We start from the raw sequence: 13,129 nt of genomic DNA on the forward strand, positions 1-13,129 counted from the left end.
ATAGTTGTTGTTATGGAAAAGAAACAAGGAATTGGATTTTTTGAAAAATACCTGACTATCTGGGTTGCCTTGTGCATCATTATTGGAATTGCTGTGGGACAATGGCTTCCGGCAATTCCGCAAACATTAAGCAAATTTGAATATGCCAACGTGTCTATACCCGTGGCAATCCTGATTTGGTTAATGATTTATCCGATGATGCTAAAAGTGGATTTTCAAAGTGTTAAGAATGTCGGCAAGCGTCCGAAAGGAATAATAGTCACTTGCGTTACAAATTGGCTGATAAAGCCATTTACCATGTTCGGAATAGCTTATTTGTTCTTCTATGTGGTTTTCAAAGCCTTTATACCTGCCGGATTAGCCGAAGAATATTTAGCCGGGGCGGTATTATTGGGGGCTGCACCTTGTACAGCTATGGTGTTCGTGTGGAGTTACCTTACTAAAGGGGATGCCGCTTATACGCTGGTACAAGTGGCAGTGAACGATTTAATCATATTGGTAGCGTTTGCCCCTATCGTTGCTTTCCTGCTGGGAGTTGGCGGCGTATCTATCCCGTGGGACACTCTGTTGCTATCCGTAGGGCTGTTTGTTGTGATACCACTTGCTGCCGGGGTCATTACCCGAATAATGGTTATCCGCCGCAAAGGTGTGGAATATTTCAATAACGTATTTATTAAGAAATTTAATAATTATACGGTAGGTGGGTTGCTATTAACGCTTATTATCCTGTTTTCATTTCAGGGAGAAACGATACTGAACAATCCCCTGCATATCTTATTGATTGCAGTTCCGCTTGTGTTGCAAACGGTTCTGATATTCTTCGTTGCTTACGGTTGGGCGAAAGGGTGGAAATTACCCCATGATGTTGCCGCACCTGCCGGAATGATTGGGGCAAGTAATTTTTTTGAATTGGCGGTTGCTGTGGCTATTTCTCTTTTTGGTTTACAATCCGGGGCTGCATTGGCTACGGTGGTGGGCGTGCTGGTCGAAGTTCCGGTGATGTTGATGTTAGTAAGGATTGCCAATAACACACGAAGCTGGTTTCCGGCTACAAAATAATAATAGGGCAAACCCGTTGGCGGAATTAATTTAGTGCGTACTTAATTCTGCCAATAGGTTTGTTATTAATATAGTTGGCGTATTGTGATACGGTCAGCGCACTAATTTTGCCAATGATTCTGGCAAACAAACCGTTCGTTATTTTAGCATAGTTCCTGATGATTAGAAACTGGTCAGACAATTGAGAAAATATCGTTTCAATCCTCTTGCGGGCTTTGGCAAAAGGGATGAAAGTCGGTTTCCAATCCTGTTGATTCAGCCGGTAAGGACATTCAAGCCTGATATGTGCCGTCTCAAAGAGGTCGAGCTGTACGTCTGCCAAGATATATCCTTTGTCTCCATAAATGCTGCAATTATGATATTCCAGCTTTATGTCTTTCATGTAATTGAGGTCATGCACACTCGCCTTTGACAAGTCATAGGAATGTACGCCCCCACTTAACCCACAGACGGCATGAAGTTTATAACCAAAATAATAGGTGTTTTGCGAAGCGCAATAGCCGAAATCGGGAGCCTTGGAAAAATCTCCCGTCTGTCCCATCTTGCAGCGTTTCCCCCTTGCGAGACGACAGACTTCTACCGGCTTGGAGTCCACAAGGAAGAAATCCTCACCGCAGTCCATCTTCAAGGCAATCCTCTTACGTATGGCTTCGCACAGCCCTGCGGTTTTCTTCCTGCGGTCATTGAATTGCCTGCGCGATATGAGATTGGGGATTTGTTCCTTGTATTCTTGCAACTTGTAATCAAAAAGCCATTTCTCGCTATCGATGCTTTCCGATTCTGCCGCTAAGGACAATGCTACCACCTCCAAATCCGAGAACTTTGGAACCGGACCACAGCGGACAATATTTCCTTGGTCATTAACGAGATTATTGGAAAATTGCTTGCATATCTCAAGTATTCTGACGAATTTTGTGTATAAGTTGTGCATACGATGATTTAAACTTAATGATTTGAGCAACACTAAGTTAATAAAAATCAGAGATATGCGCAACTTTTCAAGCATAATCTTTACTTCATTTAATTCCGCCAACGGGTATAGATATTANCCTCCAAATCCGAGAACTTTGGAACCGGACCACAGCGGACAATATTTCCTTGGTCATTAACGAGATTATTGGAAAATTGCTTGCATATCTCAAGTATTCTGACGAATTTTGTGTATAAGTTGTGCATACGATGATTTAAACTTAATGATTTGAGCAACACTAAGTTAATAAAAATCAGAGATATGCGCAACTTTTCAAGCATAATCTTTACTTCATTTAATTCCACCAACGGGTTGAAATAATTCTGCATTATTAAAAATGACAATATCCGCACACTCTTTGTAGCGTGTGACCATTTAAGAAAGAAACATCCGGGAACCGAACAATCAATAACGGACGAATACAAAAAGCGGTCAGGCATTGACATACATCCGCCTGACCGGTTTTGTTGTACCCAGACCCGGTACAAGGCATAGAAATCATAGGAAGATAAAAGAATTTATCTTCCTTATTATCAATTATTTGCGTCTTTCTTATTTTCTCCATTTTTGCCATATTTTGCCCATTTTTCGTCATTAAGTACACTTTTAGTACACTTTGAAATTCCATTTTCTTTTGTACCTTTGCAATATCGGAAAACAAAAGAAAATCAATTATTTAGCGTAATCACCCGGTTATGGTACCTAAATCGGGATAAAACCTCTAAACAATGGCAAAGTTAGAAAATAAAACGAAAGAAAACCCTAAATTGGAGCAAAACAGGCTGTCGGACGGCAGAATTAGTTTGTATCTGGAGTATTATTTGGGTAGAGAGGAAAAGCCCGTGTTGGATGAAAACGGTAATCAGGTGTATTATGAAAGCGGTAAGATGCAGGAAAGCCGAAGTTCGCTATCAAGCATCACAGGCGAAAAGAAAACCTCAGTTTATATCTGATAGAAAAGCCCCGTACTCCTGCGGAACGCCAACAGAACAAAGAAACATTAGAGCTTGCTGTAAGAATACGTGCGGAGCGTGAACAGGAGTTCAAGGAAAGTATGTTGGACTATCGCTTGAAAAAAGACAGGCATGTGAATTTCTTGGATTATTTTCAAGCCTACATTAACGATTATACAAAGAAAGACATTCGGATGGTGCAAATCGCATTAAGCCGTTTTAAGGACTTTCTGCAAGAACATTATCCAATGTATGAGTTCAGCATTAAGCCGGAACTTATTACAAAGGACATGATGGAACAGTTTGTAGCTTATCTGCAATCCCGAAGCGTGGGCGAAGGAGCCAAAAGCATCTTTCAGCGTTTCAAGAAGGTTATCCACTATGCGATTGACCACGATGTGATGCTGAAAGACCCCTGCAAAGGCGTTACCTGCAAGGCGGATAACCAGATACTACGCAAGGACGTGCTTTCGCCGGAAGAAATCCAGCGGTTGATTGCGTGCCATTATGACAACGAGAACCCCAACGTAAGGCGTGCGTTTATCTTTTGCCTGTATTGTGGCTTGCGCTTCTGTGATGTGAAAGACCTTACCTATAAGAATATCGACTACGCTAATAAGCTGCTAAAATTTGAGCAGAACAAGACCAAAGGTCATTCCGCCAGTAGCGGTGTGGTCATTCCGCTCAATGACGGTCTTCTTTCGCTTGTGGGAGAACCGCCGGCAGACGGTAACAAAGACGCTCTCATCTTCAACCTGCCTTCGTATGAAAGTTGCTGCAAATCCGTCAAGCGTTGGGTGAAAAGAGCCGGGATAGATAAGCACATAAGCTGGCATTGCGCCCGTCACTCATTCGCCGTGAATATCCTCAACAATGGGGCGAACATCAAGACGGTTGCCAGCCTGCTCGGGCATAGCGGACTGAAACATACGGAGAAATACACCCGTGCGGTGGATAAATTGAAAGAGGAGGCGATAAACAGCCTGCCGGAATTAAAGTTTTAACCATAAAAGACTTACCTTTGCAATTATGGACTTTGAAGCATTAGTAAAACATATCAGCACGATACAAAGCACGTTGCAGGCGCAAGCCGCACACGCTGTAAACCTCGCCCTGACTGCCCGCAATTGGCTCATGGGCTGCTATATCGTGGAGTTTGAGCAAAACGGTGAAGACCGTGCCGCATACGGCGAACAACTGTTGAAGAAACTGGAACAGCGGTGAATGTCAAAGGACTGAACGAGCGCAGGTTTCGTGAGTTCCGGCGGCTATACCTTGTTTATCCGCAACTGAAAGAGCCTATCGCACAATACATATTGGCAGGAAGCGAAATTCGGCACACACTGTCCGCCGAATTCACAGGCCCAATTCGGCACACGGTGAGTGCCGAATTACAATCCGTTAATAATCAACCAAGTGAATGGAATACACAAACTGATAGATTATTTGAAAGATTACCGTATTCTCATTTAAAGTTTATTTCTAAAATAGAAAATCCGGTCAAACGTGCTTTCTATGAAATGGAAGCAATAAGGGATTGTTGGTCAGCAAGAGAACTGGAGCGGCAAATCAATTCCCTCTATTACGAGCGCAGCGGATTGTCGAAAAACAAAGAAGCCTTATCTGCTTTGGTGCAACGGCAAGCCATGCCGCTGCAGCCCAAAGACATTATTAACACGCCCGTTACGTTGGAGTTCTTGGGATTGAACGACCGTGCTTTGGTAACGGAAAACGACTTGGAGCAATCCATTCTGGACAACCTGCAACGCTTCCTGTTGGAAATGGGGCATGGCTTCTGCTTCGAAGCACGCCAAAAGAGAATCCTGATAGACGGGGATTATTTCTTTGCCGACCTCGTGTTTTACCACCGCATTTTGAAATGCCATGTCATCGTGGAATTGAAGATAGACAAGTTCCGCCACGAATACGCTTCGCAACTGAACCTATATCTTAACTACTTCAAGGCGGAAGTGATGCAACCCGACGACAATCCGCCTGTCGGCATCCTGCTTTGCACCGAGAAGGGCGACACGTTGGTAAAATACGCCACTGCCGGATTAGACCCGAACATCTTCGTGCAAAAGTATATGATAGAACTTCCCACTGAAGAGGAAATTAAGAAGTTCATTTCAACTGCAAACTATTAGCAATAAAAAACACTACTGGCGAAAAGAAGGAAAGCCATTCTTTCTCTTTTCGCCAGCACGTTTATTACTGCCAACAAGAATAGGTTTAGGTTAGTTTGGATGTATATACAAAAGACAGAACTAAACCGTAAATGCAGACGATAATTATAGCAAGTCACTTATGATACATTCTGTTCTTCCAAGACTATATTAGCATCATTATCGCATTTTTCAGGCTTAATCCGCTCTATACGACGAATATGTTTTGCCCTATTAGCTATAATTAACGGTACACGCTCGACAACAACAACCGATGTGTCAAGCCCCAACGCACTCGGTTCTCCAATGCCTATCTTTCTAATTAAGGCATAAAGGCTCATCAGCAAATTTTGTCGGCGGTTACGGGAATCTTCAGGATAATATATCCGGTGGATAATAATAAAGCGAAAATCACCCGGTATGCCATTCTTATGCAATGAAGGATAAGAGCTTGTTAGTTCTACTTCACCATCCGCAACAAGGTCATCAACTACTTGTCGTAAATAAAGGCTCACGCGCGGTTCTATACGAAAGCCTATACGCATGGTTATACTAAACAATGTCCCTTTTATTAATGTGGAACAATTATATTCAAGTGTGTCTGGTGTATCCACAAATTCAAGGTTAATAAGCCAATAATGATCTGCCCGTTTAGGCTGCTTATTAATTATGGAATACAACAATTTATCGTCCACACAACCTTCTTTGTCTGCATGATTCACATAGACAAGATTAGAAGCATATTTGGATATGCTTTCGTCCGCCTTAATATCAGAAATAATGTTGTAGTATTCACTTAACCGTTTGGAAGACATATGTTTTCGACGAATTTTGTTGGCACTTACCCATACAAACATGATAAAACATAATAATCCACCTATTAACAGCGTAAACCAACCTCCGACCATAAATTTGGACAGGTTTGCAGCAAGGAAAATACCTTCAATAACACAATATCCGCCGACAAACAGTATTGATAGAATGCGTGGAATGTTATGCATATGCAAATAGAACCCCAACAACAATGTTGTCATCAACATTGTAATAGATATGGCAAGTCCATAAGCGGCTTCCATGTGGGTGGAATCTCGAAACAACAATATAGTAAATATTACTCCAATATACATTACAAGGTTTACCATTGGAATAAATGACTGACCTTTTACGTTGGTAGGGTGCTTAATACGCATACGAGGCCAGAAATTCAAGTTCATAGCTTCACTCAATATGGAAAATGAACCGCTTATTAGAGCTTGGCTCGCAACAATAGCTGCCCCGGTAGCCATTGCTATGGAAAACAACAGTATTTCTTGTGGCATGATTGAATAAAATGGGTTCACTGTACCTTCTGCACTTTCCGGATGATGCAATACCCACGCTCCTTGCCCCAAATAATTTAGAATAAGCATCACCTTTACAAATATCCAACTGACCGTAATATTTCGTCTGCCACAGTGCCCTAAATCAGAGTATAAGGCTTCTGCACCAGTGGTACACAAGAAAACGGCACCCAATATCAGAAACCAGTGGGGGGATTCCACTAATAACCGTATTGCATAGTAAGGATTGAATGCCTTGAATACTTGAGGATAGGAAGTCAGACTGATAGCTCCGGCGATTCCAAGAAGCAGGAACCAAAGTAGCATAAATATGCCAAATGACCGTCCTATATTTTCTGTACCAAAACGCTGAACGAAAAATATAATGGTAATAATGGTCAGTGTAATAGGAATCACAGGCAGATGCGGACTGATACTTTCAAGTCCTTCTATGGCAGTTGTGACCGTAATGGCTGGAGTGATAATACCATCAGCAAGCAAAGTGCTCGCACCGATAATGGCAATGATGTAAATCCACCTTCTTCTGTGGCGGCGTAAAAGGGCATAAAGCGCAAGTATGCCACCCTCCCCGTTATTGTCGGCACGGAGAGCCACCAGCACATATTTCACCGTAGTCTGAAGAGTAAGCGTCCATATGATACAAGACAATGCGCCTAAAACATAATTTTCATCAAGAGCTTCTCCAGTATGAATGATGGCTTTCATAACATAGAGTGGCGATGTTCCAATGTCACCAAAAACAATACCCAATGTGATGAGTAACCCGGCAAATCCAAGTTTATGTTGAATATTGCCTTCTTTTGATAGGTTTGCCATAAAAAGTAGTTTTTTATTCTACATATATTTGTTTTCCTTTCAAGCGGCGCAAATATAAAATAAAATCTTAACAATAAGATTTCACTTTTCTTTTTTCGTGAAAAATATCATATAAACCTTGACGATGGTCAAGGCTTGTCTAAAAAAAAATAGTCTGTTTGAATTACGTATAACTATTAAACTCAAAAGCCGAAGTTATGGGACTTATCCTTCACCTCGGCTTTTTGCTATTTACTGATTTCCTAACCTATCAGCTTCCTTTTTCAACTGCTCAGCCTGCTCATTAAGCAGCTTTGCCCGTTCCAAGGCTTCCGCCTGCCTGCGGCAACGTTCCTCAAAATCTAGTACCGAATCCGTCAGGTTGCGGATAAAACGCTCGTCCCGCTGCCACTTGAACTTATTCTCCAGTCTTTCAAGGGTATTGGCGTCCGCTTGTCCCTGCATCAGCAGATAACGGTATTTCATGTCGTTGTCCTGCAACTGCCCCATCCGTTCAGCCAGACGGACATTCAGGAACAGGGACGTGGCACAGACAATCAGACCTGCCGAAAAGAGGAATAGCTTCGGGCGTACCAAAGAAGTTACTTTGTTGTAAATCCGCCGATGAAACGGTACGGGTTTGGCTTCTTCTTTTTCTGCCATGCGCTCATCATGGTACCGCTTCATTGTTTCCAGCATTTCCTTGAGACAGCCGAAAGTGGCTACTACATAATTCTTGACCTCCCCGAAAGATTGCCGTTGTTCCTGTCCTGATTTCCGCAGTTCGGCAAGCCGGGTCAGGATGTCTTGCAACTCTTTTTCGGGAACCGCCGGGTTCCTGCGTAACTCAGACAATGCCCGTTCTATAGCCTCCAGTCGGGAAAGGGTTTCCTCGCGTCCGGCTGGCGTCACCTGCGCTTCCTGCTTCTCCTTCAGTTCCGTGACCATGGAGAGAAGCCCCTCTAAAATCAAATTTTCTTCCATATCCGTTTACAGTTTAAGTTGTCTTTTCTTTTTCTTCTTATTTTTTCTCAGACTCCAGTCAATTTCTTCGTCCGATGGAGCAGACGGCGAAACATTGAACAGGTTGAACAAGCCCATTGAAGGGCTGTCGTTCCTTTGCAGCGTTTGCTCAGGCTCCCAAATAGGTGCGGAAACTATCTGCTGCCGGCTATTTTCTACGGTATCCATTCCTGCGTTCCCGAAATGCTTATCCAGTTTGGAGAAGCTGAAATTGCGGTCTATTTCCGAACCTTTGAACGTATAGGCACCTTTGGTGAAGGAGATGCCCTGCACCTCGTCTGTACGCCCTTTATACTTGAAGCGGATGCCGATGCCCTTTTCTGCCAGCCGCTCCTGTAACTGCCGCCAACTTTTGGACTTGCCGATTTCATTCCTCACAGCCGTGTAAATCTCGTATTTCGACTTGTCCGGCTCTTTCAGGCGATGCCGCTTAACCAGTTCCTTGCCTTTGGCGAAGTATAGCCCGTGCTTGGCTTTCAGCTCCTTGCACACCTGCTCGTTGCGGTACATGTCGTTCCTGTCCGAGATGGTCTTGCCGTTGTTGTCTATGCGATTGAACACGATATGCACATGCGGATGCTCCCTGTCTTGGTGGCGCACGATGATGTACTGCGTATCGGTGATTTTCATCTCGCGCATATACTCTTGCGCAAGTTGTATCATCTTCTCGTCCGTCAGCTTGGGCGCATCGTTTACCGAATAGCTCAGCGCGATATGTCCGACTGGCTTGCCCAGACGGGGATTCATGGAGGCTTGTGCACAGAAGCAGCGGATGATGTCCTGCCTGCTTTCCGCCAGTACTCCGTCCGCATGGAGCAAGACCGCCTGCTGCTTGCCCAGCACGTAGTCCACACAGCCCTTAAACCCGCTTCCTAACGGCGTAATACTGCAACTCGGTCAGCTTCGTGCTGACCACACGTCTTTGCTTGTCTATCCGGTTCTTTGCCGAACGACCGCCTGATTTGTTCCTTGTATCTGTCATACATTTTTATATTTGGAAGTTGTCTTGAAAATTGCGACCGACGGGAGCGGTTTCCTTTGCGGGGAGCAAAGCAAGGCGGTTTCGGTCTACCGAAACATAACCTTGCTTCCCCTAAGAAACGTCTGCCCGTTGCTCACAGTGTCTATCTCCGCCGGGTTAGATTCCCCTGCCTTTCTTCTGCCTTAGCAGCAGTTTCTGTCCGTTTTTCTGTTCCTGCTTCCTGCCGCACAGGTAATCGTTCAGGTCGGAATATTCCCGGTAATTGTGCGAGAAATCCCGTACCCGATAGGAGTATTCCGCTGTGATGGCTTGCGTTGCCCGGATGCCTGCCCCGTCATTGTCGAGCAGGCAGTGGATGCGTTCATACTGCCCCAATGCGTCAATGGCTTTCTGTACATTGGCGGTGGAGTTGAGTATGACGTAATCCTGCCTGTCAAGGTTGGGCAGGACAAGGATGCCATGCCCTGTGTGTGTCGGATTAACTACTATAGCAGGAATTTGATTGTCGTGGAAGGTAAGCATTATTTTCGTACCACGGCCTCCATCCGCTCTTCTGGCTTCAGCGCGCAGCCCGGACTGGATGTCTTTGCCCGCATCGTTGTCAGCGATAAAATCTTATGGCAGCAGGTGTTCAGGTAGACCGTCTCTCACTGCCTTTGGCGCTATCCCACTTGCCGCGTCTTTAACTTCTTCAAGTCGATGCGGTTGAAATCGTAACAAAGTACTCAATGATGGGAAAAATTCCACCAAAAGGTGTAAGTTTCTCAAATTATATTCGTATTTTTGCCATGTCTTGCTGGTGATTCGTTTTCTTTTTTGCAGCACTAAGAGTTAGGTGAATTTTCCGACATGGCAAAATCCTGAGCAATATTTTGCTGCTTAGGAACTTATGAATAAATCTAAATTATAGTGCTGCGGAATTTAGAGTATATGGACAATAAAAGAAGCGAAACGAACAATATAACTTATAGTAAGCCAAAGTGTGTTAGCAGGATTATCGTTTTTTTGGTGATATGCTTGGTGGGCTCGATCTTAGTTGCTGCACCTTTTATGGGCCTTTTCTTAAATAACGGGGACAACGCAGTCGCTTCCAAATTGGCACCAGATCTCATGGCTATGGCCTGCTCTGCATTCCTATTAGTCGCGTTGGCCATAGAGAATAAAATAGAAAAGCTTGACTTATGGATGTTGCGGCCATCGGCACTTCAAATGAAAGTGGTTTCGATTTCCATTCTCTTAGGTCTGCTTTGGCAACTTGCCATATATCTCATTTGTCAGTTGAGCAATACGGCCTATCCACATCCTACTGCGGAACCATCCCCACTGCTCATTTCTATTGTCTCGACAGGCCTGTTAGGTCCTTTCGCTGAGGAAATGCTGTTCAGAAAATGGCTCGTCAGCATGATGGAAAGAGGTGGCTTTAACCCCATTGCTATCATTGTGTGCAGTTCCATCTTGTTTTTCTGCGCCCATCTTGGAGACTCTTTCTTAAGAGTTGACACGCTTGTCTTTGCAATACCTTTATGCTATCTGTTTATCAGATACCATGATGTGAGATATTGCTTCATCGCTCATGCCGTCTGTAATCTGGCAGGAATAGTTTTCCCTCTTCTCATTCACTAAATCTTAAGTTCGTGGAAAATATTATTGCGTTGGTTGTTTGTTGCCTTTTAGGTGTAGAAGCAAAGGCACAAGTACAAGTACAGTTCAGGCTGTTAGACAGCCATACACGGCAACCTATTGAATTCGCATCGGTCTTCAATGCAAGAGGAACACTGCTGACGACTTCAGACTCCGAAGGTTATATTCGTTTTAAGGACAGTGTTCCTAAGTTTTCCGTATCCCATGTGGCCTACCTGAACAAAGATGTTGACACCGACACTTTGAAGGACAAGGTGTTGTACATGGATACCCGGGAGCAAGCGCTAAACGAGGTGTCAGTTGCCACGAAACGTCCTGAATACGTTGTGTTTGAGGCTTATTTCAGAGCACCGCAGTTCTATAATGGACAACTGGAGTATTATTATGATGGCGTGGCTTACTACTTTGTCAAGCTCAAGAACGGAGAGGTTGACCATCGTACGCTTGCCGCAAGATATTTCATTGACGAAAGCATTAAGAAAGAAGAATGCAGGAATGGAAGTCTTTTATCATACGCACCTCCTTTTCCCGTTCCTGACTTCTATGGTGTTGGCAAAAACAAGGAAGCGATGAATCCGGCATCCTGGCGAACTGACACGCTCGCTGCAAAAGTGCTGTTCAGTTTCGACCATCTTTATCCAGACACTGTGAAGTCCTTGTCTCTTGGCAAATATAAACAGCAGTTAAAAAGTTCCCACTCAAGCGAGGTTTATGCGCTTCGTCCTGATGGAATCACCTATACCGATATGGTCTCCAGCCGGTGGTCCCGACAGATGACGGTAACCATTAAGGACGTCCGCAAGATATATGACCAATGGGAAGAAGTGTACATCACTAAGGCTTCTTTCGCCGACAAGCAGGATGTGAAGAAGTTCAAGGACGAGAAGATTGGTATAGTTGATGTGGACCAGTTCATCGAGCAGTCCGCCATTCCTCCGATCAGCAACAGCATCAAGGCCAAGCTGCCGACAATGACGGTATCAAAACGCTAAGCCACCTGCTGCCAGCAGAATTATTGAGACAATATGAGCAGCTGCCGATGCTCATAATCAAGCACCCATTTCTTTCCCATGAGGAAGCTTGCATTAAGACGGGGCTCCTCCGAGCCGTCGTCCGTGGGCTTGATGAAGTCAACCTTGAAACGATAATCGGAAATCTCTACGGGGATGTTTTTGCATTGCCCTACCGTTTTTGTAGTTAGTGCCTCTGCTATATCGGCGCCGGGTATCTCAATATAAGCTGTAGGTGTCAGTTCGGATGTAGGAAGCACAGCATTGAATCTGGCTCCGGTATCAAAGTGTATGCGCGTCTTCTTGCCTGCTATCTTCCCCTTAAAATGAATGATGTTCAGTCCAGCGTCGGCATAGTTCTTCCAAGCCAAGGATGTCGCGACGTTGGTGGGTAAATTGTTTAGACGTTGAAGTTGGCAGGTCTTCAAATCAAAGCACCATGGATCCCTTTTTAAGATGTCACCACCGATAATAAACTTAGGGGCGAACTGCTTCAGCTTCCCGGTCAAATCCACAATGAAGCACCACACATGAGTGTATGTGGATGACGCAAAGGAGATGCTGTCCAAATAGACATAGGACGATTTAATGCTTTGTCCGGCCGTGTTGTCCATTATCTTGTCTCCTTTTAAATCCTTGATGTGGCACGAGTCTACGGCATAGGTAGAATCGATGATACAAACCGAACAGCCAGTATCTATCAATCCCGGGACGTTGTGGACAGAGCCGCCGTCAGAAAGAGTTACATCCGTGTACATCCAGTCTCCCTTCATCGTTATCTTTGATTGACTCCAAGCATTTAGAGATAACAATGCCAGGGTGAGCATCAGAAGTAGTTTATGGTTCATTGCCTTGTATCCTGCTTTATATGATAAGTCTGCAAGTGCAAAGTTAGATATAAAAGCCGAGCTGGGCAACAATGTCCTAAAGAAATTCAGAGTTGTTGTACAGCTTCTCCTTTCCGATTCTTGCCCAATATTAACGCCTTATTAACACCATGAGAAAGAAAAACCCCTTGTAAATCATTGATTTACAAGGGATTTGTAGCGTAAAAGGGTACCCAGACCCGGGGTCGAACCGGGACGGATTGCTCCACTGGTGTTTGAGACCAGCGCGTCTACCGATTCCGCCATCTGGGCATAAATGCGTGTGCAAAGGTAGTGTTTAATTCCGAAATAACAAAGAAAACAG

9 protein-coding genes, 1 tRNA gene and 5 pseudogenes are annotated in these 13,129 nt (G+C 44.3%); 5 read left to right on the forward strand and 10 right to left on the reverse strand.

Annotated elements, in window-relative coordinates; translation table 11 throughout:
• Positions 1-12: 12 nt before the first annotated feature.
• Entirely contained in the window at positions 13-1,059 is a 1,047-nt protein-coding gene (gene arsB, locus BN4609_RS00310; RefSeq protein ID WP_005655265.1) for an ACR3 family arsenite efflux transporter, read from the forward strand.
• A gap of 25 nt (positions 1,060-1,084) precedes the next feature.
• On the opposite strand, the gene BN4609_RS00315 is transcribed toward arsB, so the two are convergent.
• The 3 genes and pseudogenes from BN4609_RS00315 to BN4609_RS00325 form a co-directional block, all read right to left on the reverse strand.
• Complete coding sequence (locus BN4609_RS00315) at positions 1,085-2,065, reverse strand: IS982 family transposase (RefSeq protein WP_068854812.1); 981 nt, start codon at positions 2,063-2,065, stop codon at positions 1,085-1,087.
• Positions 2,066-2,109: 44 nt separating this feature from the next.
• Positions 2,110-2,310: pseudogene (locus tag BN4609_RS00320) on the reverse strand (IS982 family transposase); the annotation flags it as partial.
• Positions 2,311-2,360: 50 nt separating this feature from the next.
• A complete protein-coding gene (locus BN4609_RS00325) occupies positions 2,361-2,657 on the reverse strand; it encodes a hypothetical protein (protein WP_068854814.1) in 297 nt (98 codons plus the stop codon).
• 100 nt (positions 2,658-2,757) lie between these two features.
• On the opposite strand from BN4609_RS00325, the pseudogene BN4609_RS00335 reads away from it, so the two are divergent.
• A pseudogene (locus tag BN4609_RS00335) lies at positions 2,758-3,986 on the forward strand (tyrosine-type recombinase/integrase).
• 25 nt (positions 3,987-4,011) lie between these two features.
• Positions 4,012-5,129 (forward strand): annotated as a pseudogene (locus BN4609_RS00340) (PDDEXK nuclease domain-containing protein).
• A gap of 158 nt (positions 5,130-5,287) precedes the next feature.
• On the opposite strand, the gene BN4609_RS00345 reads toward BN4609_RS00340, so the two are convergent.
• The 5 genes and pseudogenes from BN4609_RS00345 to BN4609_RS00360 form a co-directional block, all read right to left on the reverse strand.
• A complete protein-coding gene (locus BN4609_RS00345) occupies positions 5,288-7,303 on the reverse strand; it encodes a KUP/HAK/KT family potassium transporter (RefSeq protein WP_068854818.1) in 2,016 nt (671 codons plus the stop codon).
• Between the two features lie 231 nt (positions 7,304-7,534).
• Complete coding sequence (locus tag BN4609_RS00350) at positions 7,535-8,266, reverse strand: hypothetical protein (RefSeq protein WP_068854820.1); 732 nt, start codon at positions 8,264-8,266, stop codon at positions 7,535-7,537.
• A gap of 6 nt (positions 8,267-8,272) precedes the next feature.
• Positions 8,273-9,190: a relaxase/mobilization nuclease domain-containing protein gene (locus BN4609_RS00355; RefSeq protein ID WP_068854822.1), complete on the reverse strand. Its 918-nt coding sequence runs from the start codon at positions 9,188-9,190 to the stop codon at positions 8,273-8,275.
• Positions 9,171-9,287 (reverse strand): annotated as a pseudogene (locus BN4609_RS17050) (plasmid mobilization relaxosome protein MobC); the annotation flags it as partial. The gene BN4609_RS00355 and the pseudogene BN4609_RS17050, both read right to left, overlap by 20 nt.
• A 156-nt stretch (positions 9,288-9,443) precedes the next feature.
• Positions 9,444-9,734 (reverse strand): annotated as a pseudogene (locus BN4609_RS00360) (toprim domain-containing protein); the annotation flags it as partial.
• Positions 9,735-10,217: 483 nt separating this feature from the next.
• On the opposite strand from BN4609_RS00360, the gene BN4609_RS00365 reads away from it, so the two are divergent.
• Both BN4609_RS00365 and BN4609_RS00370 read left to right on the forward strand, forming a co-directional pair.
• Positions 10,218-10,910, forward strand: a complete 693-nt coding sequence (locus BN4609_RS00365; protein ID WP_068854824.1) for a CPBP family intramembrane glutamic endopeptidase — start codon at positions 10,218-10,220, stop codon at positions 10,908-10,910.
• A gap of 11 nt (positions 10,911-10,921) precedes the next feature.
• Positions 10,922-11,920, forward strand: coding sequence for a peptidase associated/transthyretin-like domain-containing protein (locus tag BN4609_RS00370; protein ID WP_164071534.1), 999 nt, complete (start codon positions 10,922-10,924; stop codon positions 11,918-11,920).
• Between the two features lie 20 nt (positions 11,921-11,940).
• On the opposite strand, the gene BN4609_RS00375 is transcribed toward BN4609_RS00370, so the two are convergent.
• Both BN4609_RS00375 and BN4609_RS00380 read right to left on the reverse strand, forming a co-directional pair.
• Positions 11,941-12,786, reverse strand: a complete 846-nt coding sequence (locus BN4609_RS00375) for an aspartyl protease family protein (RefSeq protein ID WP_068854829.1) — start codon at positions 12,784-12,786, stop codon at positions 11,941-11,943.
• Between the two features lie 209 nt (positions 12,787-12,995).
• A tRNA-Leu gene (locus BN4609_RS00380) sits at positions 12,996-13,077 on the reverse strand.
• Positions 13,078-13,129 lie beyond the last annotated feature (52 nt).

The sequence above is a fragment of the Leyella lascolaii genome (assembly GCF_900079775.1).
GTDB lineage: Bacteria > Bacteroidota > Bacteroidia > Bacteroidales > Bacteroidaceae > Prevotella > Prevotella lascolaii.

Excerpts from the sequence above, each read along its gene's own strand:
- arsB (WP_005655265.1), top strand. The coding sequence starts at position 13 with ATGGAAAAGAAACAAGGAATTGGATTTTTTGAAAAATACCTGACTATC.
- BN4609_RS00315 (WP_068854812.1), bottom strand. The coding sequence starts at position 2,065 with ATGCTTGAAAAGTTGCGCATATCTCTGATTTTTATTAACTTAGTGTTG.
- BN4609_RS00325 (WP_068854814.1), bottom strand. The coding sequence starts at position 2,657 with ATGGAATTTCAAAGTGTACTAAAAGTGTACTTAATGACGAAAAATGGG.
- BN4609_RS00345 (WP_068854818.1), bottom strand. The coding sequence starts at position 7,303 with ATGGCAAACCTATCAAAAGAAGGCAATATTCAACATAAACTTGGATTT.
- BN4609_RS00350 (WP_068854820.1), bottom strand. The coding sequence starts at position 8,266 with ATGGAAGAAAATTTGATTTTAGAGGGGCTTCTCTCCATGGTCACGGAA.
- BN4609_RS00365 (WP_068854824.1), top strand. The coding sequence starts at position 10,218 with ATGGACAATAAAAGAAGCGAAACGAACAATATAACTTATAGTAAGCCA.
- BN4609_RS00375 (WP_068854829.1), bottom strand. The coding sequence starts at position 12,786 with ATGAACCATAAACTACTTCTGATGCTCACCCTGGCATTGTTATCTCTA.